20 protein-coding genes are annotated in these 19,203 nt (G+C 58.0%); 13 read left to right on the top strand and 7 right to left on the bottom strand.

The features are described 5' to 3' along the window. From bchI to ACFCXQ_RS00200, 4 genes are read left to right on the top strand one after another with little or no spacing between them, the layout of a single operon-like run. On the top strand, positions 1-1,002 hold the full coding sequence (gene bchI, locus ACFCXQ_RS00215; RefSeq protein ID WP_379551939.1) for a magnesium chelatase ATPase subunit I: 1,002 nt from the start codon (positions 1-3) through the stop codon (positions 1,000-1,002). Then, on the top strand, positions 999-2,684 hold the full coding sequence (locus ACFCXQ_RS00210; protein WP_379551937.1) for a magnesium chelatase subunit D: 1,686 nt from the start codon (positions 999-1,001) through the stop codon (positions 2,682-2,684). The genes bchI and ACFCXQ_RS00210 overlap by 4 nt, the downstream gene beginning before the upstream one ends. Positions 2,685-2,694: 10 nt before the next feature. Then, positions 2,695-3,588, top strand: a complete 894-nt coding sequence (bchO, locus tag ACFCXQ_RS00205) for an alpha/beta fold hydrolase BchO (protein WP_379551935.1) — start codon at positions 2,695-2,697, stop codon at positions 3,586-3,588. Between the two features lie 9 nt (positions 3,589-3,597). Continuing rightward, positions 3,598-3,768, top strand: a complete 171-nt coding sequence (locus tag ACFCXQ_RS00200) for a hypothetical protein (protein WP_379551933.1) — start codon at positions 3,598-3,600, stop codon at positions 3,766-3,768. Here ACFCXQ_RS00200 and ACFCXQ_RS00195 read toward each other — a convergent pair whose 3' ends face one another. Both ACFCXQ_RS00195 and crtD read right to left on the bottom strand, forming a co-directional pair. Beyond that, positions 3,769-4,689 (bottom strand): hypothetical protein, encoded by a 921-nt coding sequence (locus tag ACFCXQ_RS00195; RefSeq protein ID WP_379551931.1) that lies wholly within the window; start codon positions 4,687-4,689, stop codon positions 3,769-3,771. It lies immediately after the preceding gene. Continuing rightward, complete coding sequence (gene crtD / locus ACFCXQ_RS00190) at positions 4,620-6,170, bottom strand: 1-hydroxycarotenoid 3,4-desaturase CrtD (protein WP_379551929.1); 1,551 nt, start codon at positions 6,168-6,170, stop codon at positions 4,620-4,622. The genes ACFCXQ_RS00195 and crtD overlap by 70 nt, the downstream gene beginning before the upstream one ends. Positions 6,171-6,245: 75 nt before the next feature. Here crtD and ACFCXQ_RS00185 point away from each other — a divergent pair, with 75 nt between their 5' ends. From ACFCXQ_RS00185 to pufM, 9 genes are all read left to right on the top strand, one after another. After that, positions 6,246-7,382: a methyltransferase gene (locus ACFCXQ_RS00185; RefSeq protein ID WP_379551927.1), complete on the top strand. Its 1,137-nt coding sequence runs from the start codon at positions 6,246-6,248 to the stop codon at positions 7,380-7,382. 97 nt (positions 7,383-7,479) lie between these two features. Further along, the gene (gene bchC / locus ACFCXQ_RS00180) at positions 7,480-8,415 is read left to right on the top strand and encodes a chlorophyll synthesis pathway protein BchC (RefSeq protein ID WP_379551925.1); all 936 of its coding nucleotides are present in this window, start codon (positions 7,480-7,482) and stop codon (positions 8,413-8,415) included. Further along, complete coding sequence (locus tag ACFCXQ_RS00175; protein WP_379551923.1) at positions 8,406-9,395, top strand: chlorophyllide a reductase iron protein subunit X; 990 nt, start codon at positions 8,406-8,408, stop codon at positions 9,393-9,395. Before bchC ends, ACFCXQ_RS00175 begins: the two co-directional genes overlap by 10 nt. Positions 9,396-9,398: 3 nt before the next feature. Next, positions 9,399-10,949 (top strand): chlorophyllide a reductase subunit Y, encoded by a 1,551-nt coding sequence (gene bchY / locus ACFCXQ_RS00170; protein WP_379551921.1) that lies wholly within the window; start codon positions 9,399-9,401, stop codon positions 10,947-10,949. Further along, on the top strand, positions 10,946-12,391 hold the full coding sequence (gene bchZ / locus ACFCXQ_RS00165) for a chlorophyllide a reductase subunit Z (protein WP_379551919.1): 1,446 nt from the start codon (positions 10,946-10,948) through the stop codon (positions 12,389-12,391). Before bchY ends, bchZ begins: the two co-directional genes overlap by 4 nt. Positions 12,392-12,533: 142 nt before the next feature. Further along, a complete protein-coding gene (gene pufB, locus ACFCXQ_RS00160) occupies positions 12,534-12,764 on the top strand; it encodes a light-harvesting antenna LH1, beta subunit (RefSeq protein ID WP_379551917.1) in 231 nt (76 codons plus the stop codon). Between the two features lie 10 nt (positions 12,765-12,774). Then, entirely contained in the window at positions 12,775-12,960 is a 186-nt protein-coding gene (gene pufA, locus ACFCXQ_RS00155; protein WP_379551915.1) for a light-harvesting antenna LH1, alpha subunit, read from the top strand. A 150-nt stretch (positions 12,961-13,110) separates the two neighbouring features. Further along, positions 13,111-13,935, top strand: coding sequence for a photosynthetic reaction center subunit L (gene pufL / locus ACFCXQ_RS00150; RefSeq protein WP_379551913.1), 825 nt, complete (start codon positions 13,111-13,113; stop codon positions 13,933-13,935). Between the two features lie 15 nt (positions 13,936-13,950). After that, a complete protein-coding gene (gene pufM, locus ACFCXQ_RS00145) occupies positions 13,951-14,880 on the top strand; it encodes a photosynthetic reaction center subunit M (RefSeq protein ID WP_379551911.1) in 930 nt (309 codons plus the stop codon). A 51-nt stretch (positions 14,881-14,931) separates the two neighbouring features. Here pufM and ACFCXQ_RS00140 read toward each other — a convergent pair whose 3' ends face one another. Genes ACFCXQ_RS00140 through chlG form a run of 5 tightly spaced genes read right to left on the bottom strand, consistent with a single transcriptional unit; the run spans position 14,932 to position 19,138 of the window. After that, complete coding sequence (locus tag ACFCXQ_RS00140) at positions 14,932-15,207, bottom strand: hypothetical protein (RefSeq protein ID WP_379551909.1); 276 nt, start codon at positions 15,205-15,207, stop codon at positions 14,932-14,934. Positions 15,208-15,214: 7 nt separating this feature from the next. Continuing rightward, entirely contained in the window at positions 15,215-15,697 is a 483-nt protein-coding gene (locus tag ACFCXQ_RS00135) for a TspO/MBR family protein (RefSeq protein ID WP_379551907.1), read from the bottom strand. Continuing rightward, entirely contained in the window at positions 15,694-16,887 is a 1,194-nt protein-coding gene (locus ACFCXQ_RS00130) for a geranylgeranyl diphosphate reductase (protein WP_379554686.1), read from the bottom strand. Before ACFCXQ_RS00130 ends, ACFCXQ_RS00135 begins: the two co-directional genes overlap by 4 nt. Beyond that, positions 16,887-18,239, bottom strand: coding sequence for a BCD family MFS transporter (locus ACFCXQ_RS00125; protein ID WP_379551905.1), 1,353 nt, complete (start codon positions 18,237-18,239; stop codon positions 16,887-16,889). Before ACFCXQ_RS00125 ends, ACFCXQ_RS00130 begins: the two co-directional genes overlap by 1 nt. Beyond that, positions 18,236-19,138, bottom strand: coding sequence for a chlorophyll synthase ChlG (gene chlG / locus ACFCXQ_RS00120; RefSeq protein ID WP_379551903.1), 903 nt, complete (start codon positions 19,136-19,138; stop codon positions 18,236-18,238). The genes ACFCXQ_RS00125 and chlG overlap by 4 nt, the downstream gene beginning before the upstream one ends. Between the last annotated feature and the right edge of the window lie 65 nt (positions 19,139-19,203).

The raw sequence follows: 19,203 nt of genomic DNA, 5'->3' as shown, positions 1-19,203 counted from the left end.
ATGTCTGTTTTTCCGTTTAGCGCCATTGTTGGGCAGCACGAAATGAAAATGGCGCTGCTTGCAGCCGCTGTCGATCCGCGCATTGGCGGGGTCATGATTTTCGGTGATCGCGGCACGGGCAAATCCACTGCCGCAAGGGCGCTCGCTGGGGCGCTCCCTCCTATCAGGGTGATTGAGGGTTGCCGTTATAATACCGATCCTGATGAGCGGGAGCGATGCCCGGAACCAAACCCTAGCAAGCGTGTGCGCAAGGTGCCGGTGCCTTTCGTTGATTTACCGCTTGGTTCGACGGAAGACCGAGTGCTTGGTGCGCTTGATTTGGAAAAAGCGCTTGCTCATGGCGAGAAGCACTTTGAACCTGGCCTGTTGGCTAAGGCGCATCGCGGTTTCCTGTACATCGATGAGATAAACCTGCTCGAGGATCATGTTGTTGATCTGCTGCTGGATGTGGCAGCATCGGGCGAAAATCTGGTTGAGCGCGACGGGCTGAGCATGCGCCATCCAGCACGCTTTGTGCTGATTGGCAGCGGTAATCCAGAGGAAGGCGAGCTGCGCCCGCAATTGCTTGATCGGTTTGGATTGTCCGTTGAAGTGCGGACGCCCGAAGCCATTGATGAACGCGTTGAGATCATGCGCCGCTGCGATGCGTTGGAGCGCGATCCGAAGAAATTTGCTGCGAAATGGAAAGGCGAGGACAGCAAGGTATTGCGCCAGATCGACCGAGCGAAGAAGGCTTTGGCGAAGGTTAAGACGCCTGCAAAGATACTGAAAGACACCGCCGCATTGTGCAAAGCGGTCGGTGCAGACGGCCTGCGCGGTGAGCTGACCTTGATGCGAAGCGCGCGGGCGTTGGCAGCGCTAGAGGGCGACCCTGCGGTTACGCGCGATCATGTGAAAGGCATGGCACCGCTGGCTCTGCGCCACCGTTTGCGGCGTGATGTGCTGGATGAGACCGGCTCTACCGTGCGCATTGAAATGGCGCTGGAAGAGCTGTTCGGTTGAGCGAGCAAGAGCCAGCAGAGGCGGCGTTGGCTGATGCTCTGTTAGCGGCCGGCTTGTTTGCTTGGGAGCCTCACAAGTACGGAGGCATTGTCTTGCGCGGGTTTGGGCCTGTTCGGGATCGCTTAGTCGCTGAGCTTATCAAAGCTCTCTCAGCGCGAATGCCGGTCATCAAGCTCCCGGCCAATGCCGATAGCGAGCAATTGCTGGGCGGCTTGGACCTGACTGCGACATTGGCGAAGGGTGCGCCCGTCCAGCGGGCTGGAATAGTTGAACGTGCGGCAGGCGGCGTTGTCATCGTGTCGATGGCAGAGCGTCTTTCGCCCAACGTCGCGGCGCATTTGGCCCAAGCGATTGATCGCCAAGACTTGTCTATAATCCTGCTCGATGATGGTTTGGAGAGAGACGAGGCCCCGCCTGCTGGCATGATGGAGCGATGCGCTTTTCATTGCGATGTATCAGGAGCGCGGTCTCTCGACTTTGCTCTGCGGATATGCGGGCAAACCCAAGCGCAGGCTCGGCGACTGCTTAAAAAACAGCGATCAGCCATTGCCGCGACTGCTGCTGCAATCGGCGTACACTCGCTTCGTCCGGTCTTGTTTGCAGAGCAGTGTGCGGGCGGCCTAGCTGTTTGTGACGGTGCTGAGCGAGTGGGCGGTTCGCATTTGGAAACTGCGATGCGATTGGTGCTTGCGCCCAGAGCCTTGCACTTGCCCGCAGAGCAGCAATCTGCGCCTCCACCGCCTCAAGAACCGCAATCAGATAGTGAAACCGAGTCGCCCGAAGATTCTGGCAAGCGCGATATTCCCCTCGATGATCTGTTGCTGGCTGCGACGCAGGCAGCCATCCCGAAGCACCTTCTCGATGGTATCGCGAGCGGCACATTGCGCGCCTCTGGCGGTCAGGCCGGCCGCTCAGGGCAGAAAGAGAAGTCGGCACGTCGCGGGCGGCCGCGCGGGTCAGTTGCCGGTATGCCGGGTGACGGGCGCAAGCTTGCTCTGATCGATACGCTGCGCGCAGCGGCCCCGTGGCAAGCCGTGCGGCATGGCGCATCAGGCAGGAATGACCAGCGCCTGCATATCCGCAAGTCTGATTTGCGTGTGCGCCGGTTTGAACAGAACCGTGAAAGCCTCACCATATTTGCTGTTGATGCGTCAGGTTCGTCGGCATTGTCGCGGCTGGCCGAGGCTAAGGGGGCGGTTGAACTCATGCTGGCCGAAGCGCACGTGAAACGTTCGCAAGTGGCGCTTATCGCGTTTCGCCAGACGGGTGCTGAGGTTCTGCTGCCGCCGACCCGTTCACTTACCCGCGCGCGCCGTGCTTTGAGCGGATTGCCCGGTGGAGGGGGAACGCCGCTGGCGGCAGGATTGCTGGAGGCACGCCTGCTCGCCGACGCTGCCGAGAAACGCGGGCAGACGCCGACGATTGCGGTGCTGACTGACGGCAAAGCGAATGTGACGCTGGCTGGCGAGGCGGACCGCGTCACTGCGATGAAGGAGGTTGAGGAAGTCGCCAAGGGCATAGCCGGGGCCGGACATCACGCGATTGTGATCGATATTGCGCCCAGACCGCGCGAAGAAGCGGCTGAGCTGGCCGCGAAGCTGCGCGGTAAATATCTACCACTGCCCCATGCGAATAGCGCAGCGATGGTCAGCGCTATCGAGAGCGTGAGCGAGCCCGCATGAGAGACGGCCCATGAGCAGGCGCTACCCTGATTGGGAGCGTGAAGGGAAGGGCTGGCCCAATCGCGAGACGAGCCGCTTTGTCGAGGCAGACGGCTATCGCTGGCATGTGCAGGAAATGGACAGCGAGGAAGCAAATCCGTCCGTTTGCCTGCTGATCCACGGCACCGGTGCAGCGACACATAGCTGGCGCGATGTGATGCCGATCCTTGCTCAGCACTACCGAGTGATCGCGATGGATTTGCCGGGGCACGGTTTCACGCGGCCCAATCATGCGCGGCGGGTGTCACTACCGCAAATGGCGCGTTCGCTGGGAATTTTGCTGGACGAGCTAGGCGCTCGGCCTGATGTGATTGTCGGCCACTCCGCTGGTGCTGCTGTATCCCTCCAATTATGTCTGGAGCGAGACTGGCAGATGCCGGTTATTGGCCTCAATCCGGCTTTGCTGCCATTTCCTGGTCTTGCCGCAAAGCTCTTTCCGGCGCTTGCCAAAATGCTGTTCACTAACCCCTTTGTGCCGACGATTTTTGCGCGCATGGCGCGTTCGCACGCGGCGGTTGAACGGTTTTTGGAGAAATCAACAGGCTCGAACATCGAGCGTGCGGGCATCGACTACTACCATCGGCTGTTCGCCCGCCCAGGGCACTGCGACGGTGCAATCCGCATGATGGCCAGCTGGGATCTGGAAGAACTTGAGAAACGTCTGCCTCAGGTACAAGCGCCGACAATGTTGCTCCATGCGAGTAGGGACGCTGCGATACCGCGCAACGCGGTGAAAGATGCGGCCGAGAGTATTCCCGGATGCGCATTTGAAGAGGTCAGCGGTCTTGGCCACCTTGCACATGAAGAACAACCGGAGCAGATTGCGGCGCTGATTAACGCCTTCGTCGAACGTGTAACAGCTTAGGAGCCGGCCATGGAAGCCAGCGCATGGGATAATCTGGGATGGGTTGAGATCGTGTTTTCGGGCGCGGTCGCGCTAGGGTTTGGCTTTTACCAGCTTTGGTCGGTCAACCGAGAGATTGCCAAGGATAAGGAAAAAGCGGCAGCGAAGAAAGCTGCTGAAGCTGACGATCAGGCCAAGTAGTCACCGCGCCTGTTTGGCCTCGCGCGGCATCTTATAGGGCAGCATAAACTGGACAATCGGGTTTATCAGTCGGTCGAGCGAGATGCTCTCCTGAACAGCCACAACCGGCTTTCCGAAAATCCGCATCGAAAGGGCCGAGCGCGCGTAAAAGGGCGAGTCCTCCCACGTTTTGACCACCGAAGCATGGCCGCGATCTGCGCGGGTTTGCCGTTTCATGGCCCATAATGTCGGCGGTAGAGGTGCGACCAGCGGCAGCTCCTCTTCACGCGGGGTGCCAGTATGGTCAAACCGCAAGAGGCTCGCAAAATGGCTGCCATCGCGGCGGTTACCTTCATAGATTACTGCAACATCCTTGCCAGCATGCGCGCGCGACCAGTGCCAGTCTCGAAAGCCAGCCTCAATCGGTTCGCTGCCATGATTGCCATCGAGATAGGCGCTGCCAGACCAGCTCACATTGGGCCGCTCCATCTTAACCTCAATCCGCGCACGAGGCGCAATGGTGTGCCACATATGCCGTCCAGCAGGGTCGAGCTTAAACGCGCGTTCATTGAGCACTTCGGGTGAGAGCACGATCTGCCCCTTTACGCGCCTGCGCCAAGGTATGCCCAGACGTATATCACGCTCTTCAATATCGATAATCAGCCTATCTTTATCCCAGCGCATAGCGCTTGGACCGATCTGCAAGGTGTCACGTCCTTGCGAGGTTTCTGCTTCCCCTCTTTCGGTCATTACCCAGCGTGCGCCGCTTTTCCCGTACAGGGCAATGTTCAAGCAGCTATGATCGAGAGGTACATTGCGGCCTGATTTCTTGTAATAGGGCGAGAAGACGCTGCCGATAAATCCGATAATCGTTAGCCCGTAGCTTCCGTCATCGCTGAGCGCATCGACATACCACCAGCGGTAGCCTTGCGGTGGTACCACCGCGTCGAAATACGGTCGGACAACACGGCTTCGCTCGCGAGTTTCCCCGACAAGGCGGCCATCGGCACGCCCGCGCCAGGATGTGTCGCTCCGCCCGCGCAATAAAGCCCACGGATCCTCGTCCGGCTGCCTTGCCGGAGGAAGGAGGCCGCCCATCCGTGCGAAGCCCTGCCATAGAGAGCCCCTCCGGTCGCCGGGAAGAGTTTCGAGAAATCGCTGGGCGTGACCAGAGAGTGAGGCAGCGGCGTCTCCAGTTCCAGCCCGCAGCTGCGCAGTCGGCTTAGCATGTTCGACGTGCATTGGTCTTTCTCCTGCTCAGAATAGGCATGGGTGTCGCCATTGGCCGGCGCGTTGACGATGATTTGAAACCGCTGAGGTGCGGTGCCCATGGTGCCGTGATCGAGTGCGCAGACATAGGCGGTTGGATCGCTAGGCACTCGGCCAGCGTTGATTGCCTCAAACTCTGCGGTGTAATCACTTGAAAAAAATACGTTGTGGTGATCGAGATCAAAGCCAGCCGTGTTACTCTTTGCGAGCCAGACCATTGCCGACAGCGACCTATCCCTAGGCTTGGTAACACTAGCGGCGCGTCTTGCTGCATCACCAAACATGCCAGAGCCAAGCGCCGATGGGTCGGCGTTACACACCACCGACCGGGTCGGCATGACTTCGCCGGATTCCAGCTTCACGCCGCTGACCCTGCGGCGATCGTTCTGGATTTCTTCGACCCTCGCGCCATAGCGAAACTTGGTGCCGTTCCCGCGCGCGACAGCTTCGAGCGCGTTCGCCAAAGCGCTCATCCCGCCCTCGATCTTCCAGACGCCCTGTGCCTCGACGTGGGCGATCAACATCAGCGTGGCGGGGGTCTGAAAAGGGGAGGAGCCACAATAGGTCGTGTACCGGCCGAAGAGTTGTTGAAGGCGAGGATCAGCAAAATGCTCGCCCAGAACCTTCCAGAGGCTCTCATACGGACGGATTGCATGTAGTGCGCCCACGCGCCACAGGCCAATGCGCCACATTAGCGGCAGCGGCCAGCTGACTTTGCTTCCGCGAAGCATGGGTTCATCAAGGATATCGAAGATCCGCTTCGCCTCCGTGGAAAACTCGCGAAACCCCCGCGCCGCATTCGACCCGGCAAAGCGCCCGATCGCATCCACACTGCGCTCATGATCAGCAAAAAGGTCGAGATGGCCCGTCCGGTCCCAGGCATGCCGCGCAAGCGTATCTGCGCGAGTAAGCTGGAGGTGATCGTCGGTGCAAGCTCCTGCGGCCTCGAAGATCGCATCAATTACGGGCCGCATAGTGAAGACGGTCGGTCCGGCATCAATCGGAGTACCATCGACATCTAATTGGCGGACCTTGCCGCCTGGCGTCGCTTCCTTTTCGAGCACGGTCACGGGCATGCCGCGCGCCGAAAGCAGCGCCGCTGTGGTCAGCCCGCCTATGCCCGCTCCGATAATGACCGTCGGTGTGTCTGCCACGCTCCCTCTGGATCCTCCCAAGAGTTTCGGTTTGACGGATAGTTATCAGAAGTCCATTCAAATGGACATTATATTATGTCTAGTATTAATGACTCTCTTACTGCGCAGCAAACTTGGCGCACACGCTGGGCGCTGTGGCGCAATGGAATTTTGGGCAGTCGTAAGTTTCAGGAGTGGGCTGCTAGAACCCCGATTTTTCGCTCGGTGGCGAGGCGCAAAGCAGCCGGACAGTTCGATCTGATTGCTGGATTTGTTTACACTCAGATCACTTACGTTTTCGTCCAGACCGGGCTGGTTCAATTCCTTCGCGATCAGCCGAGAGTTACAACCGAAATTGAGCGCTTCCTTGACCTTTCTGCACACGCAGCGGAACGGATTTTGAAGGCTGGTGTTGCCCTAAAACTGGCCGAGTCGCCGCAAGATGATCTCTGGGTCCTTGGTGAGGTGGGCGCAGCTCTTTCGGTTAATGATGGCGCGATGGCGATGATCCGGCATCATCAACTATTGTACCGGGACCTGGCTGACCCGCTCAGCTTGCTGCGCGAGGAGCGGAGGGGAGAGAGTGAGCTTTCCGCCTTCTGGACATATGCTTCCCCTGCTGGCGCCGCTGGCCAGAACGCTGCTCCCTATTCAGAGCTGATGCGCGCAACACAGCCGATGGTTTGGCAGCAGATATTGGGCCGCTACCCGTTTGAGCAGCATAAGAAGATGCTGGATATCGGTGGCGGTTCGGGTGCCTTTGTGGAGGCAGTGGCGGGTCAAACCGATACTTTGGAGCTCGCTGTTTTCGACTTGCCCGATGTCGTGCCACTCGCGGCTGAGCGTTTTGCAAGCTCGCCGCTCGGCACGCGGATTGCCACTCATGTGGGTAGCTTCCGCGAGCACCCAATTCCTGCGGGATATGATCTGATCACCCTGATCCGCATTCTCCACGATCATGACGACGATGTTGCGCAGGCTCTTCTCGCAAAAATCTACGAGTCGCTCCCCGCACGGGGGAATCTGCTGATTGTGGAGCCCATGGCTGAGACTCGGGGCGCTGAAGCTATGGGTGATGCGTATTTCGGAATGTATCTTTGGGCCATGGGTAGTGGCCGGCCAAGATCTCTGCATGAGAATAGTGGCATGCTAAAAAACGTTGGTTTTTCAGATGTTAAAGAGATCGTAACGCCTCTTCCGATCATCACGAGAGCAATTGTAGCCGCCAAGTGACAGCTAAAGTGTCCAGTTTGGTTGACATTATGTAATGTTAAGGTAGTTTAACGGTCGACGGAGTCCCTACTTTGGTTGGGGGCCAGAGAGGGACTTGTTGGACACATCGGCCATCATTCTTGACGCACCAGGGCGTTTGGCGATGCGGGAAACCGCACTCAAACCGATGGATGCGGCAGATGTTCAGGTCGATATTCACTGGAGCGGTATCAGCACGGGGACGGAGAAGCTGCTCTGGACCGGTAAGATGCCAAACTTCCCCGGCATGGGTTACCCCCTTGTTCCCGGTTATGAATCGGTCGGCCGCGTCGTTGATGCGGGGCCTGAAGCGAAAGCGCGGGTCGGCGAGTGGGTCTTTGTACCCGGTGCCAATTGTTACTGCGATGCGCGCGGATTGTTCGGGGGAGCGGCGAGCACGGTCATTTTGCCATCTGCACGGGCCTTGCCTATTTCCGACGCGCTTGGCCGCGATGGCATTCTTTATGCGCTTGCGGCAACGGCGCTTCACGCAATGGCGCATGGCGATGCCCCTGAACTGATCATTGGGCACGGTGTATTGGGCCGCTTGCTTGCTCGTCTCACTATCGCTGCGGGTGCAAAGCCGCCAGTGGTGTGGGACACCAATCTCGGCCGCCACGCGGGCGCTCAGGGTTACTCTGTCATCCATCCCGAGGATGATGATCGGCATGATTACACGGCTGTCTATGATGTTAGCGGCGATGCAGGGTCTATTGAGAGCTTCATCGCGCGGCTCGCCAAAGGCGGCGAATTGGTGCTCGCCGGATTCTATAATCAACCGATCAGTTTCGCTTTCCCGCCCGCGTTTCAACGTGAGGCGCGGCTGCGGATTGCCGCGGAGTGGCAGCCAGATGACCTCGCTTCGATCAACGTCTTGATTGAAACAGGCGCGCTCGATTTGTCGGGCCTCATCACGAATGTTGAGCCAGCGGCCAATGCAGAGGCTGCTTATCCCACCGCTTTTGAAGATGCCGACTGCCTGAAAATGGTGCTCGATTGGAGAGAATGCGCATGAGTGTACTCGATGTAGATAAGCTGCGCGAAGAGGCCTCGCAGGAGCCTGATCCGGTTCATACTGGAGAGGCGAAGTCAGAAACTCAGGTCATTGCGATTTATGGCAAGGGCGGCTCTGGAAAGAGCTTCGCGCTCTCGAACCTGAGCTATATGATGGCGCAGCAAGGCAAGCGGGTTCTACTGATTGGGTGCGACCCCAAGTCAGACACAACCAGCCTGCTGTTTGGCGGCAAAAGCTGTCCGACAATCATTGAAACCTCGTCCAAGAAGAAGCTTGCGGGCGAAGAAGTTACCATTGAAGACGTGTGTTTTCAGCGTGACGGCGTGTTTGCCATGGAGCTGGGCGGGCCAGAGGTTGGCCGGGGCTGCGGCGGCCGCGGGATCATCCACGGCTTTGAGCTGCTTGAGAAGCTCGGCTTCCACGAATGGGGCTTTGATTATGTCCTGCTCGACTTCCTCGGCGATGTGGTCTGCGGCGGGTTTGGGCTGCCTATTGCTCGGGACATGTGTCAGAAAGTGATCGTTGTCGGATCGAACGATCTGCAGTCGCTATATGTGGCAAATAATGTCTGCAAGGCGGTGGAATATTTCCGCAAGATGGGCGGCAATGTCGGCGTTGCTGGCATGATTATCAATAAGGATGACGGCACGGGCGAGGCGCAAAACTTCGCTAAGGCAGTCGACATTCCGGTGCTTACCGCGATCCCAGCCAATGAGGATATTCGGCGCAAATCGGCCAATTACCAGATTATCGGTACGCCAGGCGGCGAGTGGGGCGGTCTGTTTGAGGAGCTGGCGGTGAATGTCGCGAATGCGCCTCCGCAGCAGCCAAAGCCGTTGGAGCAGGACGGCCTGCTCGATCTGTTCTCGCCGGAGGATACTGGCGGTAATGTGGAACTCGTGCCTGCGACACAGGCTGACATGCGCGGCGGCTCTTACGAAGAGAAGCCGAGCCTCGAAGTGATTTACGACGAGGTATGATGAGTGTCTGACGCTTTCGCCCCTACCAAACGCACTCCAGACCGGATCGATCTCGCTCCGGCTTCGGATGCGCCTGATGGTTCGGGCGGTAGCGGCTGTCATGGCGGCGCAGAGACAATGCGCGAGGCGGCAAAAAAGGCTGGCAAAAGCGATATCCTCGATCAGTATGAGAAAGACTATCCAGTCGGCCCGCATGACCAGCCGCAAAGCATGTGTCCAGCTTTTGGCTCACTCCGTGTTGGTCTGCGCATGCGGCGCACGGCCACGATCCTCTCAGGTTCGGCCTGCTGTGTTTACGGGCTGACTTTCACCTCGCATTTTTACGGTGCGCGGCGCAGCGTCGGCTACGTCCCTTTCAGCAGCGAAACGCTGGTCACTGGCAAGCTGTTTGAAGACATCAAGGAAGCCGTCGAGCAGATGGCTGACCCAGAGAAGTACGATACAATCGTCGTCACCAATCTGTGTGTGCCAACGGCTAGCGGTGTGCCGCTCCGGTTGCTTCCGGATGCCATCAACGGCGTCCGGATTGTCGGCATCGATGTGCCTGGCTTTGGTATTCCGACTCACGCAGAGGCCAAGGATGTGCTTGCCGGCGCGATGCTCAAATATGCGCGCGAAGAGGCTGAGCAAGGTCCTGTTGCTGCACCGAAAGAGCGCTCTGACAAGCCATCGGTCACATTGCTCGGCGAAATGTTCCCCGCTGACCCAATGGGTATTGGGCAAATGCTTGAGCCGCTTGGCCTGGCAGCTGGGCCAACCGTACCAACGCGCGAATGGCGCGAACTGTACACTGCGCTCGACGGCGCAGTCATTGCCGCCATCCACCCGTTTTACACTGCCAGCATTCGCGAGTTTGAAGCGGCCGGCCGCAAGGTCGTTGGTTCAGCTCCGGTGGGCCGCGATGGCACGGCAGCTTGGCTCAAAGCTATTGGCGAGGCGTATGGCGCAAGCGCTGACCAGATTGCAGCCGCGCAAAATGCTGTGCTTCCAGCGATCACGGGCGCTCTCGGGGCAATGCCCGTGAAAGGCCGGATCACTGTTTCTGGTTACGAGGGCTCTGAGCTGCTCGTTGCGCGCTTACTGATCGAAAGCGGCGCCGATGTCCCCTATGTTGGTACGGCTTGTCCGCAGACACAATGGTCAGATCCCGACCGCGAATGGCTGGAGGCGAAAGGCGTGCGGGTCAATTACCGCGCGAGCCTTGAAGAGGATATCGCTGCGGTTGAGGAGTTTGGCCCCGATCTCGCGATTGGCACCACTCCGGTGGTTCAACATGCCAAGGCCAAGGGTACTCCGGCGCTCTATTTCACCAATCTAATTTCCGCGCGGCCGCTTATGGGGCCAGCGGGGGCGGGCAGCCTTGCTCAAGTCGTCAATGCATCGATGGCGAACAAAGAGCGTTTTGATCGGATGACCGAGTTTTTCGAAGGCGTTGGCGAAGGACATGCCAGCGGTATTTGGGAAGACACGCCGACTGACCGTCCAAAATTCAAGAAGAAGTATGCTGCACAAAACGCCATGGCTGCCAAAGCGGCAGAGGCGGTGGGCTCATGACACTGATCCTCGATCATGATCGGGCGGGCGGCTATTGGGGCGCGGTCTATGCCTTCACTGCCGTCAAAGGCTTGCAAGTGATCGTTGACGGTCCGGTGGGGTGTGAAAACCTGCCGGTCACCTCCGTGTTGCATTACACAGACGGCTTGCCACCGCATGAGTTGCCGATTGTGGTGACAGGCTTGGGCGAAGAAGAGCTCGGCAAGACCGGCACAGAAGGCGCGATGCGCCGTGCTTGGCAGTCACTTGATCCAGATCTTCCGGCTGTTGTGGTTACTGGGTCCATCGCTGAGATGATCGGCGGCGGGGTCACGCCAGAAGGTACCAATATTAAGCGCTTTCTCCCGCGCACGATTGATGAAGACCAGTGGGAATCTGAAGACCGCGCTTTGTCATGGCTTTGGACCGAATTTGGTCCGAAGAAAATGCCTGCGCCCAAGAAGCTGGCCGAAGGCGAGAAGCCCAAGGTCAATATCATCGGGCCCTCCTATGGCATGTTCAATATGCCTTCCGATGTGGCAGAGATCCGCCGCCTGATCGAAGGCATTGGCGCGGAAGTGAACATGGTCTTCCCGCTTGGAAGTCATCTGGCTGACATTCGCCAACTTGCCAACGCCTCGGTCAATATCTGTATGTACCGCGAGTTTGGCCGCAATTTGTGCGAGCTTCTTGAGCGGCCATATCTTCAGGCCCCAGTTGGCCTTGATTCCACAACGAAATTCCTGCGCCAATTGGGCGAGCTCACCGGCCTCGATCCGGAGCCGTTCATCACGCGCGAGAAGCACACGACAATCAAGCCGCTGTGGGATTTGTGGCGCTCGGTCACGCAAGACTTCTTCGGTACGGCCAATTTCGGCATTGTCGCGAACGAGACCTACGCGCGCGGTATTCGCAATTTCCTCGAGAATGACATGGGGCTCCCCTGTTCCTTTTCTTTCAGCCGCAGTGCCGGTGTGAAGCCTGACAACCAAGCGGTGCGCGATGCGATTTTCGAGAACCCGCCAATGGTTGTCTTCGGCAGCTATAATGAGCGGATGTATATGGCCGAGGCGGGGGCGCGCGGCATTTTCATACCGGCATCATTCCCCGGGGCTGCGATCCGCCGCCACACCGGCACGCCTTACATGGGATATTCCGGCGCGACCTATCTGGTGCAGGAAGTGTGCAATGCGCTGTTTGATGCGCTGTTCCATATCCTGCCGCTCTCAACGCAAATGGACGCAGGCGAAGCCACCCCGGCTCGCGCTGATGCTCCGCTCACATGGGACAAGGACGCCAAAGAAAAGCTCGACGCAATTGTCGAGGCGCAGCCCGTTCTGGTGCGCATCTCTGCGGCCAAAAACCTGCGCGATGCGGCCGAGCGGCACGCCCGGCTGGCCGGTGAAAAACACGTTTCTGCCGACCGTCTAGCGGCAGCCCTTCTTGATGGAGCGAATGCATGACGGCCCGCTCCCGATATTTGTCAGACCCTTGCGCAAGCAAAGGCCAGGCATCCGCAACTCGCATGGCTGCTTCAGCCGTTCGAGCAATACCCGTGGGAGGCGCCCTTGGCGGCTTGCAAGGGGCTAAACTGGAGATGGAAATATGAGTGAAGATAACGACCGCTTCGGTCCCGGGGCGTATTTGACCCCAGAAGAAGCTAAGGAGTTTCACAAGATATTTGTGAGCAGCTTTATCGGCTTCACCATCATTGCGATTATTGCGCATGTGTTGGTGTGGATGTGGCGCCCCTGGTTCCCAGGTGTGAATGGCTATGCAGCGCTGGATGACGGCATCCGCACGGCCGCCGCAACCCTGACACCATTCTTAGGATAGGAGACGACCCATGTGGAGACTTTGGTTAATATTCGACCCACGTCGGACACTGGTCGCATTGGCGATCTTCCTGTTCGTTCTTGCACTGCTGATCCACTTTATCTTGTTGAGCACTGATCGCTTCAACTGGATCGAAGGTCCTGGTGCTGGTGCGGATGCGACGGCTGCGATTGAGCAGTCAGAGCGACTGACCTGAACTTGGCCCCATAGGAGGTCACGGCGCGAAAGTGCCGTGCCTCCCACAGGGCCCGCTCCGGCATTAGGAGCGAAAATTTGTACTTGGCATCCTCTATCCCGGGGATGCTGTGAGTAAACGCGCCAGATTGTATCGCGTAGGGGAAATGCCATGTCGCTATTGAGTTTTGAGCGAAAGTATCGAGTCAGGGGTGGTACTCTGATTGGAGGCGATCTGTTCGATTTTTGGATAGGGCCGTTCTACGTTGGGTTTTTTGGGGTTGTTACGGCGATTTCGGCGATCCTTGGTACCGCGCTTATACTCTATGCGGCATCGCTGGGGCCGACATGGAACCCTTGGCTCATTTCAATTAATCCGCCGGACCTCTCATATGGTTTGGGGTTTGCTCCTCTCGCAGAGGGAGGCTTCTGGCAAGTCATCACCATCTGCGCGATTGTAGCTTTCGTTTCATGGGCGCTGCGAGAAGTGGAAATCTGCCGCAAGCTGGGCATGGGATATCACGTTCCGATTGCCTTTGGTGTCGCGATATTTGCTTATGTCACGCTTGTAGTGTTCCGGCCATTTTTGATGGGCGCATGGGGGCACGGCTTTCCTTATGGGATCTTTAGCCACCTCGATTGGGTGTCCAATGTCGGATACCAATATGTGAACTTTCACTACAATCCGGCGCATATGATTGCGGTCACATTCTTCTTCGTCACGACCTTCGCTTTGGCTCTGCATGGCGCGCTGATCCTTTCAGCGGTGAACCCGAGGAAGGGTGAGGCGGTTAAGACGCCTGAGTATGAAGACACGTTTTTCCGCGATTTCATTGGCTATTCCGTGGGCACAATCGGCATTCACCGACTTGGCTTGTTCCTCGCGCTCAGCGCCGGGTTCTGGAGCGCAGTCTGCATTGTTATCGCTGGTCCGGTTTATGACGGCAGCTGGCCAGAGTTTTGGGACTATTGGCGCAACATGCCGATTTGGTCTTAAGGAAAGGAGCAGAAAATGGCACGCTATCAGAACATCTTCACACAAGTTCAGCTCGCACATGCTCCTGAAATGGGCATTCCGCTGTCCAGCATTGAGCAGGGCGATCGGACGCGCCAGACGACATTTAGCTATTGGATGGGTAAGTTTGGCCAGGCACAAATCGGCCCGATTTATCTAGGCTGGCTCGGACTTGCATCGATTCTGTTTGGGTTCCTCGCGATTGAGATTATTGGCTTCAGCATGCTGGCATCTGTCAATTGGGATCCGGTCGAGTTTGTTCGACAGTTCTTTTGGCTGACATTGGATCCGCCGGGCCCAGAGTATGGGTTCTCACCCTTTGTGCCTTTGAATGAGGGCGGTTGGTGGATCATTGCCGGCTTCTTCCTGACCCTCTCGATCCTGCTATGGTGGGTGCGGACATATCGCCGTGCGATCGCGCTTGGTATGGGCACACATGTTGCCTGGGCGTTTGCAAGCGCGATCTGGCTCTATCTCGTGCTTGGTTTCATCCGCCCGTTCTTCATGGGGTCTTGGTCGGAAGCAGTGCCGTTTGGCATCTTCTCACACCTTGAATGGACCAATAATTTCTCGCTTCTTTATGGCAATCTCTTCTACAATCCGTTCCACGCGCTTTCGATCGTATTCCTTTATGGCTCAGCATTGTTGTTCGCCATGCACGGCGCGACTATTCTCGCGGTAGGCCGCTATGGCGGCGAACGCGAGCTCGAGCAGATCACTGACCGGGGCACTGCGTCTGAGCGGGCGGCGTTGTTCTGGCGCTGGACCATGGGCTTTAACGCCACGATGGAATCGATCCACCGTTGGGCGTGGTGGTTTGCGGTTCTGTGCACTCTTACCGGCGGGATCGGTATCCTGCTGACCGGCACAGTGGTCGATAATTGGTATCTCTGGGCCATCGAGCATCACTATGCGCCGGATTATTGATCTAGCCATAAAATGACATAAAGGAGCCCGTCCGGAAACGGTCGGGCTTTTTTACGTGTCGGTTGAGGAAGGTGCCTTAGCGATAAAGCCCCGCCGATGGAGATCGTAGAGGTGTATGGGAAAGGCTGCTGCAAGTGGCAGCGAAATATATGGCCATGCCATGCCCGTGAGCGCTGCACGCAGGGCAAGCATCATGAGAACGGCAGGAACAAGCGCAGGCAGGATATCGCCCCAGCTTTGCCCGCGCCATTTCAGCCACAGCGCCTCTGCTGTGAGCACACCCAGAACAACATCGATCGCTCGTCCGCTGGAGAAGAACTCCTCCACGGGATGCCTAGCCGAAAGGCCCATTAAGCTGGACTACTTGATAGTTCAGCGCGCCCGCAATACTGACCCAGATCAGATAGGGCATTAGCAATAGTGCGGAGACCCTGGAGAAGCGGCCGCAAAATAGGATGAGCACGGCTATCGAAAGCCACAGCGCGATAAGCTCGTAAAAAGCCCAATCGGGCCGCTGCATTCGGAAGAACAAGAAACTCCAAGTGAGATTCAAGAACCCGTTGAACGCGAACATTCCCAGCATGACCTCGGCATCACGCCGCGTTGGCGCTTTCTCCCAGGCGAAAACTCCAGCAATCGCGATTAGCGCAAAGATAACTGTCCAGATCACGCCAAACAGATAGCCGGGCGGTGCCCAATCGGGTTGGGCCAAGCTGTAATACCACTCATCAAGGACGGTTATCGTTCCGCCGACCAGTGCGGTTATCAGCGCCAGAACACCCGCGACGGCGATTGGTAAAAAGGAGGCGCGGCTCATGCTTTGACGGGCTTTAGCCCCAACAAGTGCGCCATATCTTTCAGGAAGATTTTCATATGCGCCTTTGGTTCACGCTTGACCAATTCTTTGTTCATATAGGCTTCCCACGTCAAGCGCTGGACGTCCGGATCATCGCACATTTTCACAAACCGCTCGCGCCGTTTGTCACTGCTGTACCAGAAGTATTGCATGATCCCGAGGATCCAGAACACGCGCCCATGAGCCTTCATAAAGGCTTTGCGCGCGCCGCGCAGGGCCTTGGGGTTGCCGGTCGCGAGAAATGCGCCAACCGCATCCGCGCTCATCCGGCCAGCGGTCATCGCGTAGTAAATACCTTCGCCCGATGACGGCGCAACGACGCCTGCCGCATCGCCCGCGACGAGCACGTTGCGGCCATTGTCCCAGCGTTTGAGCGGCTTGAGCGGGATAGGCGCGCCTTCTTTGCGAACCGTTTCCCATTTGGAAAAGCCAGTTTGCTCGCGCATAAGCCTGGTGGTCTCGCGAAGGGGAAAGCCCTTGTTTGCGCTGCCAAGGCCAATGCTGGCTGTTTTTCCATGGGGGAAGACCCAGGCATAGAAATCAGGCGAGAGATGACCTTGGTAATAGACGTCGCAGCGGTCTGGCTCGTAATCCGCAGTGGTCTCTTCGGGCACCTTCACGATCTCGTGATAAGCAAAAACGCATTTCACATTCTGGCCGTTGGGAATGCACTGCTGCGCGACACGGGACCGCGCTCCGTCAGCGCCAATGACGCACCGGGCAGTCACCGCGGTGGGTTTGGCATTGCGATCCGTGCGGAACGTGATTTCTGCAAGGCCGTCTGGGCGGTCGACCACATCTTCGCACTTGCCATCAATGCGCGTTGCGCCCGCATCGCAGGCTCTATTTCGTAGCCACTCGTCAAAGACGTCACGGTCAACCATGCCGACATAGCCATCGCCGCAGGGCATGTTCACCGTCTTGTTTGACGGGGCAATTATTCGTGCAGAGTTAGCGTGCGCGACCAGCAAGGACTGCGGGATGTCAAAGTCTTTGAGCAGGCGAGGGGGCACTGCGCCGCCGCACGGTTTGATGCGGCCAGCTTTGTCGAGCAGCATCACCTTGTGTCCTTGCACCGCAAGGTCATGGGCCGCAGTGGCACCGGACGGCCCGCCGCCAACGACGACAACGTCATAATCTGCCTGAGTAATCATGCGAATGCTTCCTCTTTCTGTGTTGGCCGGACGAGCGTTGTCCCGGTCGCCACGAGGGCGGCTGCGACAAACAGAATTGCTTCGATCGAAAAGACGATCTGGAAAGCGGCTGCATCCTGTCCGGTGAATGCCCGGAGCTGATCAACCAGCACCGCACCAGTGAGACCGCCGAGGCCAAAAGCAATCGCTTGCGATGCACCCCAAACGCCCATACGCGCGCCCTCGGCAGAACCGCGCCCTCTACTAGCAAGGCCTAGCATCGCGCCCACAGCCGCTACGGCGAACACACCGTTCATCATGCCAAGGCCGAATACGTTCGCCTTAAGTGGCCAAGCCACGCCTTGCGTCGCTGCAAAGGATAGCCCGCCGAGCATAATGGCCGAGCCGACACAGCCGACGACGATCCAAAGTTTGAGGTTAGCTCCGAAGCGCTTGGCGTAAAGGCTGCCGCCGAGGCCAGCCACCAGCATTCCGACCAGAATGCCGCTGTGCTGAAGGCTTGAAAGCTGTGTGGACTCGCCCGGTGTCATGGCGAAGAGGAAGCCTGCGAAAGGCTCCATGATCAGGTCTTGCATTGAGTAGGCCAGCATTGAGATGAACACGAAGAACGTGAAGCGGCGTGCCTCGCCGTCTTTCCAGATCTCTCGCAGCGCGTCGGGGAAGCTTTGCTGATCATGCTTCGCACTCTGCTGGGCAACCGGAGGATTGTCCCGCTCCAGATTGCGCAGGGCGAGCATGGCAGCGCAAAAGGCGACCAGCACGACTATGCTGGTAACAATCGCCAGCCTTGGCTCGCTGAACGGATCGAGGAATGCACCGGAAAGACCCGCCGCAATGACGATACCAGCGATCATCATCGTCCAGCTGATTGCGGCTGCTGCAGGCTTACGTGCGGTGCTCACTCTAGAGGCCAGCAATGCAAGCAATGCCGTGCCCGACATCCCGACACCAAAGCCGATCATCGTAAAACTGAGGACCGCCAGAAGAGCCGTTCCGATGCCCGGATCGGCCATCATAATCGTCACATCGACAGCGAGCACAGACCCGCATGCCAAAATGCTCAGACCCGCCACGATCCAAGGCGTCCTGCTACGCGATTGATCGGACTTATACCCCCATAGCGGCCGGGTGATCTGAACTGCATAGTGCCACGCGACCAGCGCTGCGGGTATGGCAGCTGCAACGGAGTATTCGACCACCATGACGCGGTTGAACAGCGAGGTTGCCAGCATAACCATCGCGCCGATCGCGGCTTGCACCGTTCCCATGCGAACAATGCCCAGCCAGCCAATCCCAGTTTGCGGCGCAGTGCGCGATTTCGCGTCAGCCTGCTTAGCAATTGCGGTCATAAATATCCTCCCAATCCAAGCGCAGAGGCGAGCATCCCCAGCACGTAGAGCAGCACGCCTGTGGCATTGTACCAAGGCGCATATTGGCGCGGGTTCCGGATCAGCCGAACCATGCACAGTGCCTGCAAAGCGAGGAGCGCGGAGACAATGATCGCGCTAAGCACCAGGCCATCCCAAGCGAGCAATGCGACGACCGCGACTTGCGATATCGCCATCACCGCGCACGCGAGCAACGCGGCGTTGCGCACGCCTAGAGTGACCGGAAGCGAGCGCAGCCCAGTTTCCTGATCGCCTTCGACTGCCTTAAAATCATTGAGCGTCATGATGCCGTGCGCGCCTACGCTGTAGAGCAGCAATACCGCCAATATGTTCGCGTTAGGCAGAGCCGCAAGCATAACTGCGGCGCCTGTGAACCAGGACAATCCCTCATAACTGAGCGCGCAGGCGGCAGGTCCGAACCATCCGCTGCGTTTGAACCGGAAAGGGGGGGAACTGTATGCCCACCCAAAGAACAGCGCGACGCATGTCGCCGCCAAAACCCATGGGCCCAGCATAACGCCTACAGCTAGTGAAAGGGCTGTCCCGATCAGTGCAATCCACACGGGCCAGCGACCAGGAATTCGCCCCGAGGGGATTGGCCTACCTGGCTCATTTATCGCATCGACTTCGCGGTCACACCAATCATTGATGACCTGACTGGTGCCGCAAACGATCGGACCGGTCAGCAAAATGCCGGCACACAAGAACGCCCAATTCTCAGATAAGGAGACGCCCGAAGACACCACGCCGCACATAAATGCCCACATTGGGGGGAACCAAGTGACCGGTTTGGTGAGCTCGACAATATCCCTCAGCGCTGGAATGCGCGCATATGGGGTTGGAATTGCCGAGTCTGACATGCCGCGAGGCTATGCCTCATTGCGCCAAGTGTCAAATTTTTTGGACAGTCGCCTTCTTGGCAAGA

Origin of the sequence: Qipengyuania rhodophyticola, assembly GCF_042493225.1 — a bacterium.
Taxonomy (GTDB): Bacteria; Pseudomonadota; Alphaproteobacteria; order Sphingomonadales; family Sphingomonadaceae; genus Erythrobacter.
Note: the sequence above shows the minus strand (reverse complement) of the source record. Positions and strands in the feature narration are given on the sequence as shown.

Coding starts and splice junctions, on each gene's coding strand:
- pufA (WP_379551915.1), top strand. CDS start 12,775: ATGTGGAGACTTTGGTTAATATTCGACCCACGTCGGACACTGGTCGCA.
- ACFCXQ_RS00175 (WP_379551923.1), top strand. CDS start 8,406: ATGCGCATGAGTGTACTCGATGTAGATAAGCTGCGCGAAGAGGCCTCG.
- ACFCXQ_RS00185 (WP_379551927.1), top strand. CDS start 6,246: ATGTCTAGTATTAATGACTCTCTTACTGCGCAGCAAACTTGGCGCACA.
- pufL (WP_379551913.1), top strand. CDS start 13,111: ATGTCGCTATTGAGTTTTGAGCGAAAGTATCGAGTCAGGGGTGGTACT.
- ACFCXQ_RS00125 (WP_379551905.1), bottom strand. CDS start 18,239: ATGACCGCAATTGCTAAGCAGGCTGACGCGAAATCGCGCACTGCGCCG.
- chlG (WP_379551903.1), bottom strand. CDS start 19,138: ATGTCAGACTCGGCAATTCCAACCCCATATGCGCGCATTCCAGCGCTG.
- ACFCXQ_RS00135 (WP_379551907.1), bottom strand. CDS start 15,697: ATGAGCCGCGCCTCCTTTTTACCAATCGCCGTCGCGGGTGTTCTGGCG.
- bchO (WP_379551935.1), top strand. CDS start 2,695: ATGAGCAGGCGCTACCCTGATTGGGAGCGTGAAGGGAAGGGCTGGCCC.
- pufB (WP_379551917.1), top strand. CDS start 12,534: ATGAGTGAAGATAACGACCGCTTCGGTCCCGGGGCGTATTTGACCCCA.
- ACFCXQ_RS00200 (WP_379551933.1), top strand. CDS start 3,598: ATGGAAGCCAGCGCATGGGATAATCTGGGATGGGTTGAGATCGTGTTT.
- bchI (WP_379551939.1), top strand. CDS start 1: ATGTCTGTTTTTCCGTTTAGCGCCATTGTTGGGCAGCACGAAATGAAA.
- bchZ (WP_379551919.1), top strand. CDS start 10,946: ATGACACTGATCCTCGATCATGATCGGGCGGGCGGCTATTGGGGCGCG.
- pufM (WP_379551911.1), top strand. CDS start 13,951: ATGGCACGCTATCAGAACATCTTCACACAAGTTCAGCTCGCACATGCT.